Origin of the sequence: Micromonospora pisi (genome assembly GCF_003633685.1) — a bacterium.
Lineage (GTDB): Bacteria > Actinomycetota > Actinomycetes > Mycobacteriales > Micromonosporaceae > Micromonospora_G > Micromonospora_G pisi.
Genome location: NZ_RBKT01000001.1, coordinates 748,819 through 774,107 on the forward strand (window position 1 = coordinate 748,819; position 25,289 = coordinate 774,107).

Below are 25,289 nucleotides of genomic sequence, written 5' to 3' on the forward strand. Positions count from 1 at the left end.
CATCCGCTCAGAATGGCGCGGCGGATGACTCCAGCTCAGCCCTGCTCGCGGCGAGGTGCAGTGCGGCCAATGTGACGGATTCCACAATGGCCGCTGGTGCGTACAGCTCCTTGCCGTGCCACAACGCCGTCTGCGGCTGCCGCCCCGCCGTACGCCGAAGGTAGGCGCGGCCGCCGCGCACGGCCTCGGCGAGCCTACCGCGTGTGGACCGTCCAAGTCCTAATAGGACATGAAGCGCGTACGCGGTCTCCTCCGCTGTCCCCGACCACCGTCCCCAGGACCCGTCCGGCCGCTGACTGCCGAGAACCCAGTCGACGGCCCGGTCGACCGCCTGGGCGAGCGCGGGTCCGCGACCGTACTCGTGCAGGGCCAGCACGGCGCAGGCCGTCGCGTAGTAGGGCGAGGCGTGCCAGCGGTCATGCCACGCGCCGTCGGCCCGCTGCTGGTCCCGGAGCCAGCCGGAGAGGCGGTGCACCACGGCCGCGTACCGCGACTCCGCCGCCGGCCGGGTCGCCAGGTGCTGCCCGAACGCGTCGAGCACGTGGGCGTTGGTGGTGACGGAGGCGCCGTCCTCGCCGGGCCAGGTGGCGAAGTGGCCGCCGGTGTCGTAGCCCCACAGGCTTTCCGGGGCGACGGGCGCGCCGAGGTGCCCGAGGGCGTAGAGCGTGACCGAGGTCGTGTCCGCGTCGGTCGGCAGACCCGGGCCGGTGGACGCCCCGGTCGGACCGAGCGCGGCGGTCAGGCTCTCCACCAGTTCGCGGCGCGCGCGCAGCGGAATCCCGACCCGGGCGAGTCCGCTCGAGACCCAGGCGCGCTCGAAGACGGTGATCGGGATGGGACACGGCACCGGTCCGCCCTGTCGCAGCGCCAACTCCCGCAGGTGGGACCGGGCGCCCCGCGCCGCCCCGGCGACGGCGATCCACGCCGCGGTCGCCGCCGGTGAGGCGCCGACCGTACCGAGTCGGCCGGGGCCGACCCCGGGCGGCGCCCCGGCCGCCGCTCCGACCACCTCGAACGAGTGGGCCAGCTTGGCCGGTACCCGGGCCCCGGAGGCGATCAGCCGGCGGACGCCGACCAGCCGGTCACCGCCCATCCCCCGGGGCAGGCCGAGCGGCGTGCGCGCCTGCGGCGTGAGCGAATCCGCCGGCAGCCGGTCGAGGCGTACGTTGATCGCCTCGACCAGCGCCGGCACGATCAGGTCGACCGCGGGTGTGTCCGGCACGTTCGGGCCCTCGTCCCCGAGCCAGCCGCCTAGCGTCACCAGTGCCCGCTCCACCGAAGCCAGCACCTCGGTACGCCGGACGGCCGGTGGGCTACCGGCCTCGTCCGCGCGCAGTACGGTCAGCAGCGACTCGACCGCGCTCAGCGTGGGCACCAGGGCATAACCACCCGGCGGTCCCCAGCCGCCGTCGGCGCGCTGTGCCGCCAGGACGAAGCGCAGCCGCTCGGCGTGCCCGGTCAGCCAGGGGGCCAGCGTGATCAGTCGGGCACTCTCGTAGACCGAGGGTGCGACCCGGCCCCACGGGTCCCGTAGCAGGCCCGCGACAAGCTTCTCGGCGTCCGCCGCCACGCCGCCCCGGTCGGCGGCGGGCCCGGGACGGGTCGACATGGTCACATCCCGCCCCAGAAGTCGACGCCGCTGCCGTAGAAGCGGGTGACGAAGCCGAGCTGCCGGGCCAGGTAGGAAGCCGGGCGCGGACAACTGGTCCGCAGTGGCGTCAGCAGCCGCACGCAGCCGTCGACCAGTCCACCGACCTGCCGGACCACCTCCGCCCGGTCGATCCCGAGCATGAGTACGTTCAGATCGCCCTTGCCCCAGGTGAGGTCCCGGTCGTACGTACCCAGGTCGTTCACCAGGCGCAGCACCCGCTGCACCTGTCGGCCGGCAGCGCACAGCTCGTCGAGCCGGTCCAGGCACTCCCGGTCGCCGGTACGCAGCCAGTGCGAGAGGTTCACCCAGGCGAGCCCGGTGTTGTCGGCGTTGTCCAGGTAGGAGGCGGGATCGGGGAGACCGGACCCGTCGCCGGTCAGGTGAGCCGACCTCCAGTCCCACTCCCGGGCCATCGCGGTCAGGGTGCGACGCAGCTCCTCCCGCCACAGCCGCCGGTGCGCCTGGTAGGCGGGCGAGGTGGCGAGTTCGTCGCGGATGTCGGCGAGGAAGCTGGCGAGCGGAGATCCCGGATCGGGTACGGCGCCGTCGGCTACCGCCAGACAGCTCGCCACGATCTCGTCGACCTGCCCGGCCGTGACCGCCAGGGTGTCGACCTGCCAGTCGAGAGCGAAGATCCACAGTGCGGCACGGTTCGCCACCCGCAACTCGGCGGCGCTGGCCCCGGCCGCGTTGCAGGCGGTCGCGTACGCCACGCCGCCGATCAGTGCCGCGTCGAACGGCTCCGCGTCGAACAGGTTCGGGTAGGCGCGGACCCGCTCCGCCAGGTCGCGCTGCCCCGCGATGGTCAGGGTCCCCACCGCGGCGAGCTCGGCGCCGAGCAGGAGGTCCTGACGGGCTCCCGGTCCGTCGGTGCTCATGGCACCACTGCCCGTACCGGACGCAGCACCAGTTTGGCCTCGGTGGCCGGCCGTAGGGAGGCGCCCATCCGGGGCGTGAAGTCCACCGGCCCGACCAGGTGGGGCCGGAAACGACTCAGGATCGTCGCGATGATCAGCGGTGCCTCGACGGCGAACAGGTACTGGCCGAGGCAGCGGTGCGGGCCGCCGCCGAAGGGAAGGTAACTGTAGTGCGGCTCGGGCTTCGGACCGTCCGGGTCGAAGCGCTCGGGATCGAAGTCGTCCGGGTCGGACCAGAACGCCCTCATCCGCTGGGTCACGTAGGGGCTGACCAGGATGGTCGACCCGGCCGCGATCCGGGTGCCGCCGAGCACCTCGTCCCGGACCGCCATCCGTGGGATGAACCAGCCCGCCGGCCAGAGCCGGAGCAACTCGTCCAGCACCATGCGGGTGTAACGCAGCTCCGGCAGGTGGGACCGGCGTACCTCCGCGCCACCGACCACCCGGTCGATTTCGGCGTAGAGCTTCTCGGCGACCTCCTGGTGGGCCGCCAGCACCGGCCAGAGCCAGGACAGTACGGCGATCGTCGTCTCGGTCGAGGTCGAGACCATGGCCACCAGGTCGTCGCGGATCTGTTTCTCGGTGACCGCCGCACCGTCGATCTCACGGGGGGCGCAGAGCGCGGAGATGATGTCGTCGCCGCCGTCCGGGTGTCGGCGGGCCTCGCGGATGAGGGGAAGCACGATCTCGTCGAGTGTCGCGACGGCGGCCGCGAAGGCGCGGTCCCCCGGGAGCGGCAGCCAGCCCGGCGCCCATGGCACGACGATCCGGGGGATCATCTCCGTGGCGATGACACCGAACGCGTCGACCATCCGCACCGCGTCGGAGACTGTGATCTTGTCCCCGAAGAGGACCCGCGTGGTCGCCTGGCAGACGATCCGGGCCAGTTCGGTGCCCGCGTCCACGGTCCGACCCTCCCGGGCCGGCTCCGCCAGGCCGTCGACGGCGTCCCGGATCGCCTCCGCCATCCGGTCGGTCATCGCGTTGACCCTGGCCGAGGTGAAGAGCGGGCGCAGCACGTCCCGACTCGACTTCCAGACGGCGCCCTCGGTGACCAGGATCGCCTCGCCGACGGCCCGACGCACCCCGGTCCAGAGCAGACCTTCACGGACGTACGTCTCGGGGTTGTGCAGCACCGTCTCCAGGTGGTCCGGGGACGTCACCAGATAGGGGCCGACCGGCCCGACACCGAGCCGCACGATGTCGCCGTTCGCCGCGTTGCCCGCCTCGACCAGCGCCTCCAACGGGTGTCGGACCAGGCCCGGCAGCTTCCGCAATGGGAGGTTTCGGGCCACGGCGCCGGTCGCCGCCTCTGACATCGGATACCTCCAGGACCTCGTTCCCGCGTGGCCCGCCCGATCTTCAGCGGCTGTGCCGACCGGTCGGTGCGGACCGGGGCAACAGGGTAGAAAATGATCAAGCCGGCCAGCGCCACTCTAGATCGATCTTTCCGCCCGGTCTAGAGACCAATTCGTGAACGTCTTTGACATCACTCCCCTGTGGACGCCCCTCGTTCTCAGGCGTGTCGCGAGTCGGTCGGTCCCGGCCCGGAACCCTTGGCCCGATCACCCGGTCGACCAGGTGTACGCGACGGAGAGGCGTTCGTGGGTGGGTCTGGAACGCGGTGCCAGCGTGGCGCGCTCGCTGCCGACCTTGCCCCGCCGCTCGCTACTCCCTGTGACTTCCGCGTCCACCACAAGAGTCTCGACTCGGTGGGATCGCCGCTGTCGTAACGGTCACCGGCAGGGTCGGCCGTGAATCGCCGCCCGCCCGCGGGGACCGTCGCGGATCAACCGCGTTCGCGGGGAGGTGCCGTGCTCTCGCGTACGACCAGTTCGGTCACGAGGTCGACCCGGCTCGTCGACAGCTCGGCTCCCCGCGCCAGGTCGAGGAGCATCTGGGTCGCGGTGCCGGCCATGTCCCGTAACGGTTGGTTGATCGTGGTGAGGGCCGGGCCGATCCAGGCGGCCATCGGCAGGTTGTCGTAGCCGATCACCGAGAGGTCCGCCGGAACATCCAGACCGAGTTGCCGGGCAGCCCGGAGAACCCCCATGGCCTGCATGTCCGATCCAGCGAAGATCGCCGTGGGGCGGTCGGCCCGGTCCAGCAGTTCCATCCCGTGTTCATAGCCGGCATCGACGTAGAAGCTGCCGTACCACAGAAGGTCGGGGTCCACCGTCACCCCGGCCTCGTCATGCGCGAAATGAAAACCGGCGGCGCGCGCCTGGCTGCAGAGGACGTCCTCGGGGCCGGAGATGAGCGCGATCCTCCGGTGGCCCAACTCCAGCAGGTGACGGGTGGCGAGCAGCCCGCCGTTCCAGTTGTTCGAACCAACCGTCGGCACGGACGCGGAGGTCGCGCTGTCGGTGTCGACCACCACGAACGGGATCGACCGCCGTCGTAGTTGTCGCCACTGGGGCTCGGTCAGGTTGCAGAGCACCAGCAACACCCCGAGCGGACGACGGAGCAGCACACTCTCCAACCACTGCGACGAGGGCCGGTGCGTGCCTCCGAGCTGTGACAGGACCATGTCGACCTTCGCGGCGGCGGTCACCACCTCGACGCCACGGATGATCTCCGTTGCCCACGCGGAGTCGAACTCGTGAAAGACGAGGTCGATCTGCTCGACCCCGGTCGGCGGCCGTTTGGTGCGGCGACGGTACCGATGGCGGTCGAGGCTGGCCTCGACACGTGCCCGAGTCTCGGACGCGACGTCCGAGCGGCCATTGAGGACCTTGGAGACGGTCGTCACCGAGACACCGACCTCCTCGGCGATGGTCGCGATCGTGGCGGCACGGGGTTCCGAGACCGGACGAACCTCTGCCATCGCACCCTCACACGTCGTGACCGAAAGTTTCGGCACGAACGATAGCACCATTGATGTCGATCAAGCTGAAATCGTTAAGCAAAGACCGTACGCAAGGTCAAATCCACTTCGGATGATCGGCGGCCGAATCATTCACCAACCAGGGCAGAAACCCTTGACACACTCCGGGACGGCGCTTAAGTTGCCCGACACAGGTAACAGAGTTATTTCCGAAAGTTTCGCTATTACGCCGACGTGGAGTTTGCCGCCGGTAGGAAACGACGCGGCAGGAACGACACCATGGCCGGACCGAAGGGATGGCATGAAGGACCCGTTGCCCATCCATCACGGGCCTGGATCCGGCGTGGACGCGACCTGGCACGAGCCGCGGCACGTCCCCGCCGAGAATCCTGAGGCGGCCATCTCCCCGATCTCGCTGGCGCGGCCGTCACCGGTCCGGGTCGGGCGATCCGGCGCGCCGCGAAAGTCCACAGAGGAGATACTCGGATGAGCACGCCGAGGGTGGCGGAACCACCCACCGACGCACCGGGGGCCGGCCGGGCGGCAGCCCGTCCCGTCGCCCGACGTACCCGTCCACCCTCCCGCAGTTGGCGGCGCAGCCTGCGTCGGGACTGGCAACTGTATTCGCTGGCGATACTGCCCCTGCTCTTCTTCCTGATCTTCCGGTACCTGCCGATGATCGGGAACGTGATCGCGTTCCGCCGCTTCGAACCCGGCGGCAACGTGTTCGGTGAGTACTGGGTCGGCCTGCGGTACGTCCGGCTGTTCCTGAGTGACCCGACGTTCTGGCACGTGTTCACCAACACGCTGGTGCTGGGGGCACTGACCCTGCTGTTCTGCTTTCCATTGCCGATCATGCTCGCGCTCCTGCTCAACGAGGTCCGTACGCGGGCCCTCAAGCAGTTCGTCCAGTCGGTGTCGTACCTGCCGCACTTCCTGTCGATCGTGATCGTGGCGGCCATGGTCATGCAGTTGCTCTCGGTGGACGGCACGGTCAACCAGCTGGTGCGTTCGGTCGGCGGAGATCCGGTCCAGTTCATCCAGCAGTCGGAGTGGTTCCGCACGATCTACGTGTCGTCCGAGGTGTGGCAGACCGTCGGCTGGGGCACGATCCTGTACCTCGCCGCCCTCACCCACATCGACGACGGACTCTACGAGGCCGCCCGCATCGACGGTGCCAACCGGTGGCGCCAGACCTGGCACGTGACGCTCCCCGGGATCCGCCCGACGATGATGACGCTGCTGATCCTGAACATCGGCACCTTCATGGCGGTCGGCTTCGAGAAGATCCTGCTGATCTACAACCCGTTGACGTACCCCACCGCCGACGTGATCGCCACCTATCTGTACAGGGTGGGCATCGTCTCCGGCAATCTCAGCTACGCCGCCGCGATCGGCCTGTTCGAGGCGGTGATCGGCCTGACGCTGGTCCTGTCGGCGAACGCGATCTCCCGGCGAACGGTAGGGACGAGCCTGTGGTGACCATCGACAAGAGCAGGACCCCTCGCCCGACCCTGGGCCCCCGCCGCCACCGACCGACCCGGGGCTACCGGATCTTCCAGGTGGTCAACGCCCTGATCCTGACCGGGGTCGTGGTCGTGACCCTCTACCCCTTCGTCAACATCGTGGCGCGCTCGCTCAGCGAGAACGCCTACATCATCGCCGGGCAGGTCAACCTCGTCCCGCGCGGGTTCAACCTCGACACGTACCAGCTCGTCATGTCGGACCCGCTGTTCTGGACGAACTACCGCAACACCGTGGTCTACACCGTGGTGTCCACCATCATCGCGATGGTGCTCACCGTCTGTTACGCCTACGTCCTGTCCAAGCAGCACCTCAGGGGCCGGACCGCGCTCGTCGGGATCGCCGTGTTCACCATGTTCTTCACCGGCGGGCTGATCCCCAACTACATCCTGGTCACCAGCCTCGGCCTGAGGAACACCATCTGGGCCGTCGCCCTGCCCAATGCCATCAGCGTCTTCAACCTCCTCGTCATGAAGGCGTTCTTCGAGGGCCTGCCGGTGGAACTGGAGGAGGCCGCCGCCGTCGACGGGCTCAACACGTACGGCACCCTGCTGCGGATCGTGCTGCCGCTGTCGAAGGCGATGGTCGCCACGATGCTGCTGTTCTACGCGGTCTCGTTCTGGAACTCCTGGTTCACCGCGTTCCTGTACATGGACCGGCTGGAGCTGTTCCCGGTCACCGTCTATCTGCGCAACCTGATCGCGGGGGCGACCGATGCCACCTCCGTCGGCAGCAACGCCGGCGACGTGGTGCAGTCCGCCGCGACGATCCAGTCCGTGACGATCGTGCTCACGGTCCTGCCCATCCTGATCGTCTACCCCTTCATCCAGCGGTACTTCGTCTCCGGCGTCACGCTCGGCGCGGTGAAGGGATAGCTCCGTCGACCGGTTCGGACATGCGCGACCCCGTTGCTCCCCACCCGAAAGGAAGCCCCATGGTCCAGCTATCCCGACGCCAACTCCTTGTCGCCGCTGGCGCGGCCGCCGTCTCCCTCGCCGGTTGCGGTGACGGTGGCGAATCAACGCAGAACCAGGACCTCTCGGGCAACCGGGAAGGCGCCATGACCCAGTACGGCGTCGGGGACCAGTTCAAGGCCACCGCGCCGATCTCCTTCTCCCTTCTCTACAACAACCACCCGAACTACCAGCTCAAGGAAGACTGGCTGTTCTGGACCGAGCTGGCCAAGCGGACCGGGGTGACGCTGGAAAAGGTCGCCGTACCGCTCAGCGACTACGAGCAGAAACGCAGCGTGCTCGTCGGAGCCGGCGACGCGCCGTTCATCATGCCGAAGACCTACCACCCGCAGGAGGACGCCTTCGTCTCCTCCGGCGCCATCCTCCCGGTCAGCGACTACCTCGATCTGATGCCGAACTTCAAGGACAAGATCACCAAGTGGAACCTCAAACCGGAGATCGACACGCTCCGGCAGGAGGACGGCAAGTTCTACCTCCTCCCCGGTATCCACGAGAAACCCTGGCATGACTACAGCCTGGCGGTCCGGACCGACATCCTGGAGCAGCTCAACATCCCCGTCCCGGCCACCTGGGACGAGGTCTACACCATGCTCAAGGCGATGAAGACGGCGTACCCGGACAGCTACCCGTTCTCCGACCGGTTCAGCAAGCCCACCCCCGGCGGGAACCTGCTGAACATCCTCGCCAAGTCGTACGGGACCATGGGCGGCTGGGACTACCAGCACACCACCTGGGACGCCGGCGCCAGCAAGTTCGTCTACACCGGCGCGATGAGCCAGTACCGGGACATGCTGCAGTACCTCAACAAGCTGGTGACCGAAGGGCTGATGGATCCGGAGAGCTTCACCCAGACCGACGACAGCGCCCGCCAGAAGCTCGCGGGCGGCAAGTCGTTCGTGATCAGCTCCAACGCGCAGACCCTCGTCAACGACTACCGAAAAGACCTGGCGGCGACGCTCCCGAACGCGCGGATGACCAAGATCGTACTGCCGATCGGGCCGGCGGGGGCGATCAACCCGACCAGCCGGCTGGAAAACGGCGTGATGCTCTCGAAGAAGGCCCGGGAGAGCAAGAACTTCGTCGCCATGATGCAGTTCGTCGACTGGCTCTGGTATTCCGACGCGGGCATGGAGTTCGCCAAGTGGGGCATCGAGGGGACGACCTTCACCAAGGACGCGTCCGGTAAGCGCACCCTGGCCTCCGACATCGACGTCATCGGGCTCAACCCCGCCGGGACGAAACACCTGCAGAAGGATTTCGGCTTCTACAACGGGGTGTTCGCCTACGGTGGCCCGCTGGAACTGGTCCAGTCGTTCTTCTCGCCGGAGGAGATGGAGTTCCAGAAGGTGTTGAACGCCCGGCCCCCCATCCCGGTGGCGCCCCCGCACCCGTTCAGCGACGAGGAGCGCGAGCAGGTGTCGCTCTGGGAGACCCCGCTGAAGGACTACGTGACGCAGATGTCGCTCAAGTTCATCCTGGGCCAGCGCAGCCTCGGCGAGTGGGACGCCTACGTGAACGAGCTCAAGTCGAAGAACATGGACTCCTACCTGAACCTCGTCAACAAGGCACACGAGCGCTATCAGAAGGCCAACGGCTGACCGGCCGCTCCGGTCGGGCCCGGGCGGGGCCCGACCGGGGCGACGACCCCGCGTCGGTGGGACGAGGACCGCACCTCGGCCCGCCGCCCGACCATGCCACGACCGGGAGGAAGCGGCGATGAGCGACGCCTTCGAAGCCCGACCGCAGTTCGGTGAGGGACCACTCTCGCGTGCCGCGGCACGCGTCTACAGCCTGCTGGTGATCGAGGTTCTGTTCCTGGTCACCACCGTCCCCGGCCTGGTCCCGCTGCTGCTGCTGGAGCGCGACGCGAGCAACCTCCCGCTGATCGCGCTCGGTGCGCTGCCGCTCGGCCCGGCCGTATCCGCCGCGCTGTACGCCTTCGACCGCCACCGTCCGGACCTGGCCGACCTGAAACCGGCGGCGGCCTTCTGGCGGGGCTACCGGATCAACTTCCGGCAGGTCCTTGCCGTCTGGGCCCCGTCGCTGCTGTGGCTGACCATCGTCGCCGCGAACCTCACCCATTTCGCCGTCGCGGGCGTGCCCCACTGGTGGGGAGTGCTACTCGTCCTGGTCGCGCTCGGAGTGACCCTCTGGTGCGCCAACGCACTCGTGATCACCTCTCTCTTCGCGTTCCGGACCCGGGACGTCGCCCGGCTGGCGCTGCGCTTCCTCGCGCGTACGCCGGGCGTCACGGTGGGCAACGCCTGCCTCCTGCTGGTGGCGGCCACCGTGACGGTGGTCGCCTCGGAGGCGGTGCTGATGCTGCTGGGCTCGGTGCTGGTGCTGACGCTGCTGCGAACCTGCCGGCCGCTGATCGGCGAGATCGCGAAGGAGTTCATCCGATGAACCTGCCCGCCACCTCGAAGGTGAGCTTCGGCGGCGACTACAACCCGGCGCAGTGGCCCGAGGAGGTGTGGAAGGAGGACTACCGGCTGTTCGACGCCGCCCGGATCGACACGGTCACCCTCGGCGTCTTCGACTGGGCCCTGACCCAACCGGGGCCGCAGGTGTACGACTTCTCCGTCCTGGACCGGATCGTCGAGCGCGCCACCGCCGAGGGTCGCGGCATCTGCCTGGCGACCGGCACCGGAGCCCACCCGGCCTGGCTGGCGCGGGCGCACCCGGAGGTCACCCGGACCGATTTCGAGGGGCGCCGGCACCGGTTCGGACAGCGGCACAACTCCTGCCCCAACTCCCCGGTCTTCCGTCGACTCTCCGCCGAGATGGCCCGACGCGTCGCGCGGCGGTACGCCGGCAACCCGTCGATCGTCGCCTGGCACGTCGGCAACGAGTACGGCGGTGCCTGCTACTGCGACCTGTGCGCCGCGGCCTTCCGGGACTGGCTGCGCGCCAGGTACGGCACCCTCGACGCGCTGAACGCGGCCTGGTACACCACCTTCTGGTCGCACACCCTGGGCGACTGGGAGGAGATCGAGGCGCCGTCGGCGCTGACCGAACACTGGCGCGGCCCCAACCACACCGCTTTTCAGGGCATCACCCTGGACTACCTCAGGTTCATGTCGGACGCCATGCTCACCAACTTCCGGGACGAGTTGGCGGCGATCCGCGAGTCCAGCCCCGACGTGCCGGTCACGACGAACTTCATGGGCATGTACCGGCCGATCGACTACCACCGCTGGGCGGCCCACCTCGACTTCGTCTCCTGGGACAACTACCCGCCGGACGACCACTCCCCCTGGTGGATGGCGCTGGCGCACGACCTGATGCGCGGCCTCAAGGACGGTCAGCCGTTCTGGTTGATGGAACAGACGCCGAGCTACACCGCCTCCCGTGACGTCAACCCCCTGAAGCGGCCCGGCGTGATGCGGCTCTGGAGCTGGCAGGCGGTGGCCCACGGTGCCGACGCCGTGCTGTTCTTCCAGCTGCGCGCCTCGCGGGGCGCCTGCGAGAAGTACCACGGGGCGGTCATCGGCCACGCGGGGCGGCCGGACACCCGGGTCTTCCGCGAGGTCGCGCAGCTCGGCGCCGAACTGGAACGACTGGGCCCCACGGTGCTCGGGGCCCGGACCCCGGCCCGGGTCGCGCTGCTGTTCGACTGGGACAGCTGGTGGGCCCTGGAGATCTCCGACGGCCCGTCCCGGCATCTGCGCTACCAGCAGATCGTGGTGGCCTACCACCGCGCGGTCTGGGAGGCCGGGGCCGACGTCGACGTCGTGCCGGTGACCGCCGACCTGTCCCGGTACGACGTGGTCGTGGCGCCGGCGCTGCACATGCTCAAGGGTGACCTGCCCCGACGGTTGGAGGAGGTCGCCGAGCGCGGCGGCTCGGTCGTGACCACCTTCCTCTCCGGCCGGGTCGACGAGAACGACCATGCCTTTCTCATGGACGTACCCGGCCCGCTCGGGCCGCTGATGGGCATCCGGGTCGACGAGTGGGACGCCCGCGAGCCCGAGGTGGTCAACCCGGTACACCTCCAGGGGTCGGACAGCCCGGTCGAGGTCGAGTCCCGGCTGCTGTTCGAGCTGGTGATCCCACAGGGCGCCGAGGTGGTCGGCACGTACCGGGCCGACTTCTACGCCGGCACCCCGGCGGTCACCCGGAACACCTTCGGTGCCGGTGACGGCTGGTACGTCGCCGCCGGTCTGGACCAGGAGGGCGTCTCGTGGGTCGTCCGGCGGGTGCTGGACCGGCATGACCTGGTCGGCCCCTACGCGGACGTACCGAACCTCGAAACCGCGGTCCGGGTCGCGCCGGACGGAACCCGGTTGCTGTTCCTGCTCCACCACGGCGACGAGCCGGCCGAGACGACCGCCCGGAGCGGCGGAGTCGACCTGCTCTCCGGTGACCGGGTCACGCGCGGCGAGCCGATCAGGCTCGGCCCTCGGGCGGTGCTGGTGCTGCGCGAGACCGGCTGAGTCGCCGTACACCGCCCGGGTGACCCTGCTCGTGGTGTCAGTGGATGCGGCGCCCGTGGGCGTCGGGCACCCCGGACTTGCGGTAGAAGTAGGTGTTGACCTGGTCACGCCACTCCTGCGCGCTGCGCAACTGCTCGTTGAGACGTTCGGTCACCCTGGCGTGCACCGCCGGATCGACCAGTCCGGCGACCCGCTCCCACCGCCGCCGCGTCTCGGCCACCTGCTCGACGCCGGCGAAGTGGGTGTCGTAGATGTGCTGGATGACCGTCGTACCGCTGCGGAGCACATGCCCGTAGGGCACGTGGTGGAAGAAGAGCAACAGCTCGTCGGGGCAGTCCTGGAGCGACTCGTACCGGTCCGACCACGGCGACGGGTACTGGCCGGTGAACCCGGTGCCCGAGCTGCGGGTCCGGTCGACCCCGACGCCGTCCCGGTCGGCGAAGTGGTAGGTGCCCCAGGGCGTGTACTCGTACCCGTCCACGTCGGGGCCGTAATGGTTGCCCGGACGGACCATGAAACCGACGCCGAGCGGGGCGGTGTAACGCTCGTAGGTCCGCCAGGAGTCGTCCATCACCTCGTGCAGCGTCCGCCGGAGCAGGTCAGGGTCGCTGGTCGCCGATGGTACGAAGGTGAGGTCGATCCACTCGTCGAGCACGGCCGCCGGGTCCAGCTCCGGTGCCCAGGCGAGCCGGCCGAAGGCGTACAGGTTGGCCTGGGCCAGCGGGTGCCCGGTCCAGAAGGGATCGTCGCCCACGTTGGAGACGACGACGAGGCCGCCGTTGGCGGCGACGTCGGCGACGGTGTCGCCGTTGGCGCCCCAGGGAGCGAACCGGAGCAGCTCGCTCCACCATGGACCCAGATAACACACGTGTCGCTGCTGGCCGGTGTATTCCTGCGTCGCCTGGAACTCCACCGCGAGCCGGGTGGCGGGCATGGCCGCGATCACCGGTGACACCGGCTCCCGCGTCTGGAAGTCCAGCGGACCATGCTTCACCTGCAGGATCACGTTGTCGCGGAACTGACCGTCGAGGGGGGCGAAGTGGTCGTACGCGGCCCGGGCGCGGTCGGTCGAGCGGTCGCGCCAGTCCTGGCGGTGGTTGTAGACAAAGGCACGCCAGTGCACGACTCCCCCGAACGGGGCCAGTGCGTCGGCGAGCACGTTCGCGCCGTCGGCGTGGCTGCGTCCGTACGCGAACGGGCCGGGCTGCCCCTCGGAGTCGGCCTTCACGACGTACCCGCCGAAGTCGGGGATCGTCTCGTACACCCGCCGGGTGGTCTCGGTCCACCACGCCCGTACGTCCTGTTCCAGCGGGTCGGCGGTGGCCAACCCGCCGAGGGCGACCGGGGAGGCGAAGTTGACCGACAGGTGCACGCGGATCCCGTACGGTCGGACGAGGTCCGCGATGGCGGCGACGTCGCCGAGCCGGGTGGTCAGCAGATGGGCCTCGGTGACGTGCACGTTCACGTTGTTCACGGTGATGGCGTTGATACCGCAGGCGGCCAGGAGCCGCGCGTAGTCGCCCACCCGGCTCAGGTCGCGGCGGAGCGCGCCGTCCCGCCAGAAGATCGATCCGCCCGCGTAGCCGCGTTCGACCTGGCCCATCACCGGATGCACGTCGATGTTGTCCCAGTGGTTGGCGATCCGCAGTCGCGTCGCCGGCCGGTGCACCTCGATCTGCCGGGCCGGGCCGAAGGCCGACTCGCCGAGCCGGACCACGTGGAACAGACCGTAGCGCAGTCCGCCCGGTTGGTCTGCCAGGACGGTCGTGACGTCGCCGTGCCGGACGAGCGCGAAGCCCTCTTCGCCGAGGGTGCCCGTACCCTCGCCCCGGTGTCGTCGGAGGTCCGCGCGGGCCGCCGTCTCGACCGGCAGCGCCTGCTCGGTGGCGAGCACGAGCGCGAGGTCGTACGGCGCGGTGTCGGCACCGGCCCGGTCCGCCGCCGGCCGCTCACCGCCCGACGGTGGCGACTGCCGCCGTACGCTGCCGCCGTACCGCGCGCAGGCCCGCTCGATCTCGCGTAGCACCGTCTCCGCCCCTGTTCCGGGACCGGAGACGAGGATGCGGCGCGAGCCGATGGCGCGGAACGCCTCCGACGGCAACCACGCCGCGTGGATGTCCGCAGAGCGTGGACTGATCATGATCAAATCCTAGTACACAATGATGAACGTCTTCCCCTTCAATCGACGACGACCACGCCTCGTGCTGTTTGTGCACCCGCCCGGGCACGGCTAGCCTTCGGAAAGCGCCCGGCTCCCACTGATCGGACCATCGCCACGATCGGCGGTCCGGGCAGAGGAGGAACGGTAACCGTGGCAGACAAAATCGTCGATGCCCGCGTGATCATCACTTCGCCGGGCCGCAACTTCGTCACGCTCAAGCTGATCACCGAGGACGGGGTCAGCGGGGTCGGCGACGCCACCCTCAACGGCCGCGAGTTGGCCGTCGCCAGTTACCTGACCGACCACGTGGTGCCGGCCCTGATCGGCCGCGACCCGGCCCGGATCGAGGACACCTGGCAGTACCTCTACAAGGGCGCCTACTGGCGACGTGGCCCGGTCACGATGAGCGCCATCGCCGCGGTCGACACCGCACTCTGGGACATCTTGGGCAAGGTCGCCGGCCTTCCCGTCTACCAGCTGCTCGGTGGGCGCTCGCGCGAGGGCGTGACCGTGTACGGCCACGCCAACGCGGAAACCGTCGACGGCGTGCTGGAGGAGGTCGCCCGTTACCGGGACCTGGGCTACCGCGCGGTACGGGTCCAGACCAGCGTGCCCGGCCTGCGCACCACGTACGGGGTGGGCAGGGACCGGATGTTCTACGAGCCGGCCGACGCGGCGATCGCGTCCGAGGCGACCTGGTCGACCGAGCGCTACCTCGCGCACACCCCGACCGTCTTCGCCCGGATCCGGGAGGAGTTCGGGCCGGAGCTGAAACTGCTGCACGACGTGCACCACCGACTCACCCCGATCGAGGCGGGGCGGCTCGGGCGCAGTCTGGAGCCGTACGCGCTGACCTGGATGGAGGACCCGGTGCCAGCGGAACTGCAGGAGGGCTTCCGGCTGATCCGCCAGCACACCACCACTCCGATCGCGGTCGGCGAGGTGTTCAACACGATCTGGGACTGCCAGCAGCTCATCTCCGAACAACTCATCGACTACGTACGGGCCACGGTGGTGCACGCCGGCGGGATCACCCACCTGCGCCGGATCTTCGACCTGGCGGCGCTGTACCACGTACGCAGCGGGTCGCACGGCGCCACCGACCTCTCCCCTGTCTGCATGTCCGCCGCACTGCATCTCGACATCAGCATTCCCAACTTCGGGCTGCAGGAGTACATGCGGCACACCGATGAGACCGATGCCGTATTCCCGCACGACTACCGCTTCGAGAACGGCTACCTCCTTCCGTCCGAGGCACCCGGACTCGGTGTCGACATCGACGAGAAACTCGCCGCCACCTTCCCGTACCGGCCGGCGTCCCTGCCGGTCAACCGGCTCGAGGACGGGACAATGCACAGCTGGTGAACCGGCCGTCCCGATGCGTCCGGGCACGCCGGTGGGAGGTGGGGCCGAGCGATCGACCTCCACCCACATCCCCGGTTCCCACCGCCGTACCGGCTCATCGGGCGCGTCACATGACGACAAGCTCCACCCGCCGATTGACCGCCCGGTTGGAGCTGGACGTGTTGGAGAGTTTGGGCCGACTCTCGCCATAGCCCTTTGTGCTCATCCGATCGGCGGCGACGCCCTGTTTCCGCAGGAAGTCGAGGACCGTCTCCGCCCGGTCACGGCTGAGGGCGAGGTTGTACGTGGCCGAGCCGACCGAGTCGGTGTGCCCGTCGACGCGGATTCGCGTACTGGGGTTGGCGTTGAGGACCTGGCCCACCTTGACCAGGCTCGCCCGGGTGGCGGGCGTGAGCGCGGCGCTGTCGAAGGCGAACCGCAGCGGAGGCAGGCCCGTCAACTGCCGCTGGACGTCGGGAACCCGGAGTCCGTCGACCACCGCGGCTCCGATGCCCCGGGCCGAGGCGAGCACGGCGACCTTTCTCGCCTCCGAAGGGACCGTGCCGCTCAGGTTCAGGGTCCCGCCGGTCAGCTCGGCCCTCAGGTCGCGCGTGTCCCTGCCGACTGCCCGCAGTACGCCGGGCAGGCCGGAGAGCGCCGCGTCGGTCACCGCGTCATCGACCGTCAGCCGGTTGTCGACAGCCTCGGCGCCGAAGGTGGCGACCGTCGCCGCGACCAGTGCGGTGCGCGAGTCCTCGGTGGGCACCGTGCCACTGATCGAGACCTTGCCGCCGGTCAGCGCGAGGAGCACGGAGGGCGGTACGGGCAGGACGGCGGTTTCCAGACTCGGCGGCACCTGAGCCTCGGCGGCCCGTACGCCGTCCAGCGCCCGCACGATGTCGAGCGCCCGCTCGGCCTCGGTGGCCGAGCCGGCCTCCAGCCTTCCGTCGCGCCCGGTGAAGGTGACCCGCACCTGGGACAGACCGGCGGAACGTAGCGCCTGTTCCGAGCGCTGGGTGAGGTTCTCCTCCATCCCATGCCGGTTCGGGATGTGCTGTGCCACGAGGAGAACGACCATGCCGACCAGGGCCACGACGAGCCCGACCAGCGGGTTGAACCTCTGCTCTTCTCTCTTCTTCATGATCAGGCCCGTCCCGTGTCCCGGCCGGCCACCAGGCGCTCGGTGAGTTCGGCGAAGGCGGTCTCGTCACCGTCGGCGAGCAACTGGGCCTGACGGCCCCAGGTGACCAGGCTGGGTGCGAAGCTGAGCCCGGCAGCCTCGATGGCCGCCCGTCGCGCACCATCGTCAGTCGCGGCGAGCCGTTGGAAGCTGGTGATGCCGGCGGCCCGGAGGGCGGCCGCCATCTTCGGACCTATGCCCTCGATACGTTCCAGGTCGTCGTCGTCGACGATGTCGTCGGGATCGGTCATCGGGGCACCGTTCACGATGGTCGGCTCGGGCGCGAGTGGCACCGCTCCATCCGGAAGGCGGCGCGCCTCCTTTTCCCTGGCTATCGCCTCCCCGGCTATCGCCTCCCCGGCTACCGGCGCGGATTCACGAGGAGCGACCACCGTCTCCCTCTCTACCACGATGACGGAATCACCCTGGCTTACGACCGGTGACGGCTTCCTGTTTCCCCAGACGAGCCAACCCACGAGCAGCCCCAGGGAGAAGGCGGCCAGGATGACGGGGAGCGACTGGCCAATAAACCAGGCCACTTGTTACCTCCGAAGTAAACAGATGACGGATTGCGGCGCCAGAAGGCGGGCAGCATTGCGCACGCCATCGGAATTCGATGACGCGGATGTGGTATCGGACAACGAGGGGTGCGGAACTAAGCCGGGCGCCGACTGCCGGAGCATCCTATATGGTTGGTCGGCATTTGATTTGCGCCTGCTCATACCTGTCCGTCAGGTAACCCGATCGCAACCGGATCGACTACACCTCGTTCGGTGACGCGAGATCGTAGCCGAACGTACTCGTCGGCGGACTCCTCGCTTCCGAAAGTGACGACAGCGGGTCGTCGCGGCTAAACAGTCACCCTTAACGACATGAGGATCGGCAACCGTTTTCCCTAGTGAAGGGCATCCACCGGGCAATTTCCCACGGCGCCGGACGGGAATCCCGCGCGGCGATGACGGAACGGGGTTCCCGGCCCCCACTCGCACGGAATTGTTCGGCGAAGACCACGATGGGCCCGGTCGACGAGGTCACCAAGGTCGCCAGGGTGGTGCGTCTCCTGCTCGCGGGCAAGGCCGCCTCCCTCGGGCTCGGGAGGCGGCCACGACTCACGTTGCGGCGGCCACGACTCACGTTGCGGCGACGATGACCAGGGCCGTGCCGACGGCGACATCGACCACCCCGCAGAACTCCGACCAGGGCCGGTTCACCACCTTGTCCGCCCTGAAGTGGTACGCGTCCCAGGCTCCGTGCGTCAGGAAGCCGAGCCCGGCCAGCAGCGCGCCCAGCCGTGGCTGCACCGCCGCGCAGGCCAGCGTGATCGCACCGAAGGCGAACATCCCTGCGGTCTGGACCGAGAACGTTCCGACGTCGGTGAACCGGCGACGCAGCACCGTCCACAGCCACAGGGGCACCAGTAGCGCCGTCATCCCCACCGCCGGGTCGACGTCGAGCACCTCCCACCTCCGTAGGAGGTGCAGCCCCGACACCACGGCACTCAACACGGCGAACGCCAGCCATGCCGTCCACGGTCGACCGGTCGCGTACGCCGCGAGGTAGATCCCGGCCATCGTTGCCACGCTCGGGCCGAAGAACTCCGCCTCGCGACCCACCAGCACGATCACCGAGATCGCCCCCGCGATGGCGACGAACGCCAACGCCGTCGGCCACCGATCGGCCAGCCTCGCCCGCTGCGGCAACGCCAAATCCGTCATACGCCGATCCTGGCCGCACCCCGGCACGGCGCAGCGCCGCTCGGCCGACCGTGTCCGGATCCCTGCGAAACGGTGCCGGGATCGTGGAGTCGGGTGCTACCGGACCGGTGTGTGCGCGAGCCGGTAGCGGGACGGCGGTACGGCGTACCGGCCGAGGAACGCCTGCCGGAGTGTCTCGGTCGAGCCCAGGCCGCACCGTCGCGCCACCGCGGCCAGGGGTAGCTCGGTCGACACCAGCAACTGCGCGGCGGCTTCGGTCCGAACCCGACGCACGTACTGCGCCGGGGTCTGCCCCACGTGGTTGAGGAACATCCGGGACAGGTGCCGCTCGCTGACCCCACCCAACCGGGCCAGCGCGCCGGTGCCGAGGTCGCCGTCGAGATGACTCACGACGTGGTCGGTGATCCGGCGGACCAGGAGGTCGTCGGTGGTATGGCGGGCGACGAACATGCTCAGCTGGGCCTGCCCGCCGGGCCGCTGCAGGTACGCGACCGTGCCGAGCGCGACGCCCCGCGCCAGCGCCGCTCCGTGGTCCTCCTCGATGAAGGCCAGGGTCAGGTCCAACGCGCTGGTGACACCACCGGAGGTGGCGATGTTGCCGTCCCTGACGTAGATCGGCTCCGGGTCGACCCGGACATCGGGATACCGCCGCGCGAACTGTTCGGCGTACATCCAGTGTGTGGTGGCGCGACGGTTGGTCAGCAGACCGGCCTCGGCGAGCACCGTTGACCCGGTGCAGACCGAGGCCACCCGCCGGGCGAGTGTGGCCAGCCGTCGTACGTGACCGACCAGGCGCTCGCTCGCGGCGGCCTGTTCGTGGCCGAGACCACCGGAGACCAGCAGCGTGTCCAGCGGAGAGTTGAACCGCTCCAGCGCCGCCTCCGCCTGCAGCCGCAGCCCCGAGTCGCAGGTGATGCTCCGCCTGCCCGGCGAGGCGAGGATCACGCGGTACGGCGGGCTGGCGCCGCTCCGGTTGGCGATGTCGAGACTGGAGGTGACGCAGGCGATGTCGATCAGCTCCGCCCCGTCGTAGCCCACGACCAGGATCACCCGTTCCCGCATGACTCCACGCTAACCAGTCGGGGCCGGTCCGCTCCACCGTGTCCGGTCCGGTCGGGCCGTGCCGCCGCCGGCTCACTCGGCCAGGTGGGCCCAGGTGTGCAGCACGATTTGCCCACTGCCGGTCTCGTGAACCATCGGCGGTTCCGCCGTACGCCGGAAACCCGCCGACCGCGCCACCGCCTCGCTGGCAACGTTCGCCGGTTCGATCCGCAGCACCAGCCGTGGCAGGCCCAGCTCGCGGTGGGCGTACCGGGTGAGCAGCAGCAGCGCCCCTCGGGCCAGGCCCTGCCGACGGTGCCGGACCCCGATCGAGTAGCCCAACTCGTCGGCCGGTCGGCCCGGCTCCCTGGCGAAGAGCAGGACCTCGCCCAGTGGTCGACGCCCGTCGGTGGTGACGGCCAGTTGCAGCCGTTGGCCGCTGGCTCGTCCCGCGTGCGCCCGGGCCAGGTACGCGGTCGCGGCGGCCAGGTCGAACGGCGACGCCAGCGGGGTCCACCGGGCCACCTCGGCCTCGTCGAACAGCTCGACCATCGCCGGCAGGTCGTCGTCGGTCCACTCACGCAACCGCACGCCGTCACCGGCGAGACGCACAGGGGACGGAAAGGGGTGGGGGTTCGCCATGAACGGATCATGCCAGTGCCGGGGCTGGCGCGGCGGTACGGCGCCTTGTATGCTCCCCGGCGATGAATACCTCTCTCGTTAGATTGGGGGTCCCGTACACGCAAGGTGAGTGCTGATGCACTCCCGGACCGTGAACGGGGATTCCCGCCTCGCCTTCTGGCTGCGCGTACGCGAGTTCGCCGTACCGCCCTCCATGATCCAGTCTGCGACTGCCCGCCGCACCGCCGGGGACTGGGCCGGGGCGTGCGCCGCCGCGCACGTCGATGTCGATCTCAATCTGCGCTCGGTGGCTCGCGCCCACGGCCAGGAACTCGCCGCCCGGATCCGGGGCGACCTCCGCCACCTCGCTCCCGACCTGCTGCGCTGGCACATGCCGAGGATCGCGCCGGACGGGCTGCTCCGTCCGGGGCTGACCGTCTCCCTGGCGCGTTACCGGCCGACAGGTCACGGCGACGGCGTGCACCTCGTGGCCAGAACCCCGCCCGCCTGGGCGGACGCCGGTCAACGCCTCAGCCTTGCCCTGTGGGACGGGAGCCGGTCCGCGCCCCACCCGCATCCACATCCCCGTCCCGACCGCCGCTTCCGCCTCGACCTGCACCGCCACCTCTGGGACGCGCGCAGGAGCGGTGAGCTGCGGGTCCGGTCCGGGGCGGATCTCCCGCCCGCCGACGCCCGGCCGGCCCCGGAACAGCACGCGCTACCGGTGCGCGACTGTGCCGTGGACCGGTGGGCGGCAGAGGCGGGGCTACTGCTCCACGCCGAGGGACGGACCGCTGGCAACGTCACCGTACGGCTCGGCAGCCGGCACCGGGTGCTGCTGGAACTGCCCGCGCCGGGAGGCGCGTACGCACCCGGCCCGCCACGGATCACGACGAGGTCCGCTGGCGGCGGCGACTCGGCCCTGCCGGTACTACCCGACGCGGCGACCTGGGTGCTACCTGACCTGGCGTTGCTGCGCGCCGGGCTGATCGAGGCCGACCAACTGCACCCGCTGGTGGCGCCCGCGCTCGTACCGGGCCACCGGCCGGCCGACACCCTGCCGGCCCCGGACGGCGGAGCGACTCCGCGCCTCGTCGACTGCCGTGGCGCCCAGCATCGGATCGGTCTCGTGGACGGGGTGCTCGTCCCGCTCGACCACGACCCGGCAGAGATCCGCCGCGAGGAACTACTGGCCGCGCTGACCGGCACCCCACTGCCCTGTCTACAGGCGATCGACGAGGTGCACCGGCGCCCGGAGTCCCTCGTCGACATCCGCGCGCGGTTGGACCACGGCGACGTCGCCGGTGCCCTGGCCGCCGTCGAGGATCTGCTCGGCTCCGACGCGCTGCTGCGCGGCGGCGCACTCCGGGAGGAGCTGGAGACGGCGGCGCACCGGCAGGTCGCGCACGGGCTGTTCCGGGCCGGTCTGTCCGGACTCGGGCCCCCACCGGTCCAGCCGGCCGGCAACCGCTCCCGCGACCGCCGGAACCACCCGCGCCGCCCGACACTCCGCTGACCTAGGGTTCCGTCCCCCGTCATCGCGGCTGCCCGCGCTCTGGCGTACCGCCCCGCTCTCGTATCTACCTGCCCGGCCCGGCCGGTATCCGGCCCCGACTCGAATCCACAGGTGATGAACATGCTCACGTCCGTCCCGCCCACCGCCCCGTCCACGGTCCCGGCCACACCCGCCGGCCCGGCTCCCGCCGCCCGACTCGACGTCGCCGCCGATCTGCTCGCGCTGCTCCACGACACCGCCACCGAGCCCCGTACCGACCCGCAGTTGGAGGCGCTGACCCTGGCCGTCGCCGCCGACCTGCCGGTGCTGCTCTGGGGAGAGCCGGGGATCGGCAAGACCGCCGCCCTGACACAGCTCGCCGCGTCCCTCGACCTGCCACTGACCACGGTGATCGCCAGCGTGCACGAACCGTCCGACTTCTCCGGCCTGCCCGTGGTAGGCGACGACCCCGCCGTACAGGGTGTCCCGATGGCCCCGCCGGACTGGGCCGTGCGACTGGTGCGTGCCGGCCGGGGGCTGCTCTTCCTCGACGAGCTGTCCACCGCGCCGCCAGCCGTCCAGGCCGCGCTGCTCCGGCTCGTGCTGGAGCGTCGGGTCGGCGCCCTGCGACTGCCGGCCGGGATCCGGATCGTCGCCGCGGCCAATCCCCGGTCCTCCGCCGCCGACGGCTGGGAGCTGAGCCCACCGCTGGCCAACCGATTCGTCCATCTGCAGTGGACTCACGACCACGAGGTCGTCGTGCGCGGACTCGGTGGCACCTGGCCCGAGGCATCACTGCCACGACTCGACCCGGAGCGGCTTTCCGGGGCCGTGACGTTCGCCCGCCGCGCGGTCTGCGGGTTCCTCGGCGCCCGTGCGGCACTCGTGCACCGGCTGCCGAACAACGAGGCCCGTCGCGGCGGACCGTGGCCGTCGCCCCGCAGTTGGGAGATGGCCCTGCGCCTGATCGCCTTCGCCACCGCTGCGGGCACCTCCCGCGAGGTGCTGTCCATGCTGGTGAGGGGGACGGTCGGCGACGGTCCCGGGCTGGAACTGCTGGCCAGCATGGACCGGATGGACCTGCCGGACCCCGAGACGCTGTTGGCTGACCCGGCAGCGGCCGACCTGCCCCAACGAGGAGACCTGCGCCAGGCCGTACTCGATGGCGTGGTGGAGGCGATCCGGAAGCGTCCCGAAAAGTCCCGGTGGGACGCGGCGTGGACCCTGCTGGTCCGGGCATTGGAGACCGGAGCTCCGGATCTGGTGGTCGTCCCCGCGACCACCCTCGCCACGCTGCGGCAGGCGGACTGGGACGTCCCGGCGTCTATCGAACGGCTCGCCGGGGTGGCGTCTCTCAGCCGACAGGCGGACAACGCCGCAGCCCGGGTCGCGGCCACCACCGGAGGTGGACGATGAAACCCGACGCGGTGGGCCGGCTGGACCGGGAAAAGCTCTTCGCGGCCCGGCTGCACGCCGCCCGGGTCCGGCCCTACCTGGCCACGGCGCTGTTCGCGCTGCACCCGGTGGAGTCGCGGCTGGTGCCCACAATGGCTGTGGACCGACACTGGCGGTGTTACGTCTCACCGGTGTTCGTGGATCGGACCCCGGTGGAGGAGTTGGCCGGCGTGTGGGTGCACGAGGTCTCCCACCTGCTGCGCGACCACCACGCGCGCGGCGACGCGGTGGCGGCCGAACGCGGACTGACCGGGCCGGGCGAACGGCTGCGGATGAACATCGCCGCCGACTTCGAGATCAACGACGACGTGTACGGCGAGGGGCTGGCCCGCCCCGAGGGCGCCGTCGACCCGACGCTCCTGGGGCTCCCCGAGGGGGAACTGATGGAGGACTACCTGCGACTGTTCCGGCTCGGACCACACACGCAGGATCTGGTCTGGTTGGACTGTGGCAGTGGCGCCGACGGGCTGGAGCGGGAATGGGACCTGGGACCCGACGGTGCGCACGGGCTCGGCACGGAGGAACGGGACGCGGTTCGGTTCCGGGTGGCGCAGGGCATCAGCGCCCGCCCGGGCGACGCCCCGAAAGGGTGGCGGCGTTGGGCGGAGGAGGCGTTCCACCCGCCGCAGCCGTGGCGGGACCTGTTGGGGGCGGCGATCCGCTCGGCGGCCTCCGGCCCCGGCGCCGGTGAGGACTACACCTACGGCCGACCATCGCGGCGCTCGGTCGGCCTGCCGGGCGTCATCCTGCCGAGCCTGCGGCGCAGACCACCCCAGGTGTCCGTGGTCATCGACACGTCCGGTTCGGTGAGCGACGCCGAACTGGGCAGTGCACTCCTCGAGGTCGCCGCGATCGCCCGCGCGGTGGGCGGCCGGCGCGATCTGGTCACCGTACTGCCGTGTGATGCGGCGGTCCGGATCGCGTACCCCCTCTGCCGTGCCGAGGGCATCCCGTTGCTCGGCGGCGGCGGGACGGACCTGCGTACGGGCTTCGCCAGGGCGCTGCGGACACGGCCCCGACCGGACGTCATGGTGGTCCTGACCGACGGTCAGACCCCCTGGCCGGCCACCCGGCCACCGTGCCGGACGGTGGTGGGGCTCTTCCCTCGACAGCGGGCCGCCCGGTCGTGGAACGAGAACGATCCCGACTACGTGCCGGAGGCGCCACCCGAATGGGCACGGGTGGTCGCCATTGGATAGGCAACCGTCGGCTGACGCAGGAGATCCGGCCGGTACTCCTGCTGCCGTGGCCGTCCCGATAGCCTGGCGGCGGAAGTGCCAGCGTTCCCCCGACGACCCGGAGGTCGATCAGTGGCGCGTCAGCGAGTCGGGCAACAGCGGCCCGGGCAGGCCCGCTCGCCGTACCGGGGGCCGGGCCGGTCACGGATCCCGACGCTGGGCGTCGATGTCGGCGGTGTGATCGTCGCGCTGGCCGGACGAGACGAGGACACCTCCTTCTTCGGCGGCCGGCCATTGGAGACACCGGCGGTGGCGGGGGTCTTCGACGCGCTCGCGTCGCTGACCGCCGAACCGTTCGGCACACGGGTCCACCTGGTCTCCAAGGCCGGCCCGAAGGTGGCAGCCAACACCCAGGCCTGGCTGATCCACCACGGCTTCTTCGGCCGCACCGGCATACCCCCGACCCATCTGCACTTCGTCCGGGAGCGCCGCGACAAGGCGCCGGTGTGCGAGCGCCTCGGTGTCACCCACTTCGTCGACGACCGGCTCGACGTGCTGGCCCACCTGGACAGCGTCGAGCATCGCTACCTCTTCCTCGGCGGAATCGGCGATCAGGGTCCGGACGGGGATGTTCCCGACTGGGCGACGGTCATCGCCACCTGGGCCGCACTCGCCGACCTGCTCCGGGAGTCGGTGTCCGGCTAGTGCGCTGACCCCACGGGTTCACCGGGGTTGGACAACGGTTACGCCCTCTGGTCGATCTCGCCATC

Annotated in this window: 21 protein-coding genes; 10 read left to right on the forward strand and 11 right to left on the reverse strand. The window is 70.2% G+C overall.

What is annotated here, in order from left to right; all coding sequences use genetic code 11:
• Positions 1–7: 7 nt before the first annotated feature.
• The 5 genes from BDK92_RS03100 to BDK92_RS03115 all read right to left on the reverse strand — a co-directional run bounded on the left by BDK92_RS03100 (position 8) and on the right by BDK92_RS03115 (position 5,395).
• A complete protein-coding gene (locus BDK92_RS03100) occupies positions 8–1,609 on the reverse strand; it encodes a prenyltransferase/squalene oxidase repeat-containing protein (protein ID WP_121154398.1) in 1,602 nt (533 codons plus the stop codon).
• Between the two features lie 2 nt (positions 1,610–1,611).
• The gene (locus BDK92_RS03105; protein WP_121154400.1) at positions 1,612–2,529 is read right to left on the reverse strand and encodes a terpene synthase family protein; all 918 of its coding nucleotides are present in this window, start codon (positions 2,527–2,529) and stop codon (positions 1,612–1,614) included.
• Positions 2,526–3,887, reverse strand: a complete 1,362-nt coding sequence (locus tag BDK92_RS03110) for a cytochrome P450 (protein ID WP_121154402.1) — start codon at positions 3,885–3,887, stop codon at positions 2,526–2,528. Before BDK92_RS03110 ends, BDK92_RS03105 begins: the two co-directional genes overlap by 4 nt.
• A 246-nt stretch (positions 3,888–4,133) precedes the next feature.
• Positions 4,134–4,262 carry a hypothetical protein gene (locus tag BDK92_RS40740; RefSeq protein WP_281278613.1) on the reverse strand — a complete coding sequence of 43 codons (129 nt, stop codon included), beginning with the start codon at positions 4,260–4,262 and terminating at the stop codon, positions 4,134–4,136.
• A gap of 95 nt (positions 4,263–4,357) precedes the next feature.
• The gene (locus BDK92_RS03115; protein ID WP_121161554.1) at positions 4,358–5,395 is read right to left on the reverse strand and encodes a LacI family DNA-binding transcriptional regulator; all 1,038 of its coding nucleotides are present in this window, start codon (positions 5,393–5,395) and stop codon (positions 4,358–4,360) included.
• Positions 5,396–5,881: 486 nt separating this feature from the next.
• On the opposite strand from BDK92_RS03115, the gene BDK92_RS03120 reads away from it, so the two are divergent.
• From BDK92_RS03120 to BDK92_RS03140, 5 genes are all read left to right on the forward strand, one after another.
• On the forward strand, positions 5,882–6,877 hold the full coding sequence (locus tag BDK92_RS03120; RefSeq protein ID WP_121154404.1) for an ABC transporter permease: 996 nt from the start codon (positions 5,882–5,884) through the stop codon (positions 6,875–6,877).
• Positions 6,874–7,794 carry a carbohydrate ABC transporter permease gene (locus tag BDK92_RS03125; RefSeq protein ID WP_121161556.1) on the forward strand — a complete coding sequence of 307 codons (921 nt, stop codon included), beginning with the start codon at positions 6,874–6,876 and terminating at the stop codon, positions 7,792–7,794. Before BDK92_RS03120 ends, BDK92_RS03125 begins: the two co-directional genes overlap by 4 nt.
• Before the next feature lie 59 nt (positions 7,795–7,853).
• Complete coding sequence (locus tag BDK92_RS03130) at positions 7,854–9,491, forward strand: ABC transporter substrate-binding protein (RefSeq protein WP_121154406.1); 1,638 nt, start codon at positions 7,854–7,856, stop codon at positions 9,489–9,491.
• A gap of 118 nt (positions 9,492–9,609) precedes the next feature.
• Positions 9,610–10,299, forward strand: coding sequence for a DUF624 domain-containing protein (locus BDK92_RS03135; protein WP_121154408.1), 690 nt, complete (start codon positions 9,610–9,612; stop codon positions 10,297–10,299).
• A complete protein-coding gene (locus tag BDK92_RS03140) occupies positions 10,296–12,329 on the forward strand; it encodes a beta-galactosidase (protein ID WP_121154410.1) in 2,034 nt (677 codons plus the stop codon). Before BDK92_RS03135 ends, BDK92_RS03140 begins: the two co-directional genes overlap by 4 nt.
• 37 nt (positions 12,330–12,366) lie before the next feature.
• On the opposite strand, the gene BDK92_RS03145 is transcribed toward BDK92_RS03140, so the two are convergent.
• Positions 12,367–14,469: an alpha-glucuronidase gene (locus tag BDK92_RS03145; protein WP_121154412.1), complete on the reverse strand. Its 2,103-nt coding sequence runs from the start codon at positions 14,467–14,469 to the stop codon at positions 12,367–12,369.
• Positions 14,470–14,640: 171 nt separating this feature from the next.
• Here BDK92_RS03145 and manD point away from each other — a divergent pair, with 171 nt between their 5' ends.
• Complete coding sequence (gene manD / locus BDK92_RS03150; RefSeq protein WP_121154414.1) at positions 14,641–15,855, forward strand: D-mannonate dehydratase ManD; 1,215 nt, start codon at positions 14,641–14,643, stop codon at positions 15,853–15,855.
• Positions 15,856–15,961: 106 nt separating this feature from the next.
• Here the strand turns inward: manD and BDK92_RS03155 are convergent, their stop codons facing one another.
• From BDK92_RS03155 to BDK92_RS03175, 5 genes are all read right to left on the reverse strand, one after another.
• Positions 15,962–16,975 (reverse strand): OmpA family protein, encoded by a 1,014-nt coding sequence (locus tag BDK92_RS03155; protein WP_121154416.1) that lies wholly within the window; start codon positions 16,973–16,975, stop codon positions 15,962–15,964.
• 2 nt (positions 16,976–16,977) lie between these two features.
• Positions 16,978–17,265 (reverse strand): helix-hairpin-helix domain-containing protein, encoded by a 288-nt coding sequence (locus BDK92_RS03160; RefSeq protein ID WP_121161558.1) that lies wholly within the window; start codon positions 17,263–17,265, stop codon positions 16,978–16,980.
• Positions 17,266–18,144: 879 nt separating this feature from the next.
• Complete coding sequence (locus tag BDK92_RS03165) at positions 18,145–18,729, reverse strand: hypothetical protein (RefSeq protein ID WP_121154418.1); 585 nt, start codon at positions 18,727–18,729, stop codon at positions 18,145–18,147.
• Between the two features lie 96 nt (positions 18,730–18,825).
• The gene (locus BDK92_RS03170) at positions 18,826–19,791 is read right to left on the reverse strand and encodes a GlxA family transcriptional regulator (RefSeq protein ID WP_121154420.1); all 966 of its coding nucleotides are present in this window, start codon (positions 19,789–19,791) and stop codon (positions 18,826–18,828) included.
• 72 nt (positions 19,792–19,863) lie between these two features.
• Positions 19,864–20,412, reverse strand: a complete 549-nt coding sequence (locus BDK92_RS03175; RefSeq protein WP_121154422.1) for a GNAT family N-acetyltransferase — start codon at positions 20,410–20,412, stop codon at positions 19,864–19,866.
• A gap of 115 nt (positions 20,413–20,527) precedes the next feature.
• Between BDK92_RS03175 and BDK92_RS03180 the strand changes: the two genes are divergently transcribed.
• The 4 genes from BDK92_RS03180 (at position 20,528) to BDK92_RS03195 (ending at position 25,224) form a co-directional block, all read left to right on the forward strand.
• Positions 20,528–21,907, forward strand: a complete 1,380-nt coding sequence (locus tag BDK92_RS03180; protein WP_121161560.1) for a hypothetical protein — start codon at positions 20,528–20,530, stop codon at positions 21,905–21,907.
• A 120-nt stretch (positions 21,908–22,027) separates the two neighbouring features.
• A complete protein-coding gene (locus BDK92_RS03185; protein WP_121161561.1) occupies positions 22,028–23,302 on the forward strand; it encodes an AAA family ATPase in 1,275 nt (424 codons plus the stop codon).
• Positions 23,299–24,540 (forward strand): vWA domain-containing protein, encoded by a 1,242-nt coding sequence (locus tag BDK92_RS03190; protein WP_121154424.1) that lies wholly within the window; start codon positions 23,299–23,301, stop codon positions 24,538–24,540. Before BDK92_RS03185 ends, BDK92_RS03190 begins: the two co-directional genes overlap by 4 nt.
• Positions 24,541–24,651: 111 nt before the next feature.
• Complete coding sequence (locus BDK92_RS03195) at positions 24,652–25,224, forward strand: hypothetical protein (RefSeq protein WP_211349035.1); 573 nt, start codon at positions 24,652–24,654, stop codon at positions 25,222–25,224.
• Positions 25,225–25,289 lie beyond the last annotated feature (65 nt).

Excerpts from the sequence above, each read along its gene's own strand:
- BDK92_RS03110 (WP_121154402.1), bottom strand. The coding sequence starts at position 3,887 with ATGTCAGAGGCGGCGACCGGCGCCGTGGCCCGAAACCTCCCATTGCGG.
- BDK92_RS03175 (WP_121154422.1), bottom strand. The coding sequence starts at position 20,412 with ATGGCGAACCCCCACCCCTTTCCGTCCCCTGTGCGTCTCGCCGGTGAC.
- BDK92_RS03140 (WP_121154410.1), top strand. The coding sequence starts at position 10,296 with ATGAACCTGCCCGCCACCTCGAAGGTGAGCTTCGGCGGCGACTACAAC.
- BDK92_RS03130 (WP_121154406.1), top strand. The coding sequence starts at position 7,854 with ATGGTCCAGCTATCCCGACGCCAACTCCTTGTCGCCGCTGGCGCGGCC.
- BDK92_RS03135 (WP_121154408.1), top strand. The coding sequence starts at position 9,610 with ATGAGCGACGCCTTCGAAGCCCGACCGCAGTTCGGTGAGGGACCACTC.
- BDK92_RS03120 (WP_121154404.1), top strand. The coding sequence starts at position 5,882 with ATGAGCACGCCGAGGGTGGCGGAACCACCCACCGACGCACCGGGGGCC.
- BDK92_RS03165 (WP_121154418.1), bottom strand. The coding sequence starts at position 18,729 with ATGACGGATTTGGCGTTGCCGCAGCGGGCGAGGCTGGCCGATCGGTGG.
- BDK92_RS03160 (WP_121161558.1), bottom strand. The coding sequence starts at position 17,265 with ATGACCGATCCCGACGACATCGTCGACGACGACGACCTGGAACGTATC.
- BDK92_RS03115 (WP_121161554.1), bottom strand. The coding sequence starts at position 5,395 with ATGGCAGAGGTTCGTCCGGTCTCGGAACCCCGTGCCGCCACGATCGCG.
- BDK92_RS03170 (WP_121154420.1), bottom strand. The coding sequence starts at position 19,791 with ATGCGGGAACGGGTGATCCTGGTCGTGGGCTACGACGGGGCGGAGCTG.
- BDK92_RS03100 (WP_121154398.1), bottom strand. The coding sequence starts at position 1,609 with ATGTCGACCCGTCCCGGGCCCGCCGCCGACCGGGGCGGCGTGGCGGCG.
- BDK92_RS03180 (WP_121161560.1), top strand. The coding sequence starts at position 20,528 with ATGCACTCCCGGACCGTGAACGGGGATTCCCGCCTCGCCTTCTGGCTG.
- BDK92_RS03155 (WP_121154416.1), bottom strand. The coding sequence starts at position 16,975 with ATGAAGAAGAGAGAAGAGCAGAGGTTCAACCCGCTGGTCGGGCTCGTC.
- BDK92_RS03185 (WP_121161561.1), top strand. The coding sequence starts at position 22,028 with ATGCTCACGTCCGTCCCGCCCACCGCCCCGTCCACGGTCCCGGCCACA.
- BDK92_RS03190 (WP_121154424.1), top strand. The coding sequence starts at position 23,299 with ATGAAACCCGACGCGGTGGGCCGGCTGGACCGGGAAAAGCTCTTCGCG.
- BDK92_RS03145 (WP_121154412.1), bottom strand. The coding sequence starts at position 14,469 with ATGATCAGTCCACGCTCTGCGGACATCCACGCGGCGTGGTTGCCGTCG.
- BDK92_RS03105 (WP_121154400.1), bottom strand. The coding sequence starts at position 2,529 with ATGAGCACCGACGGACCGGGAGCCCGTCAGGACCTCCTGCTCGGCGCC.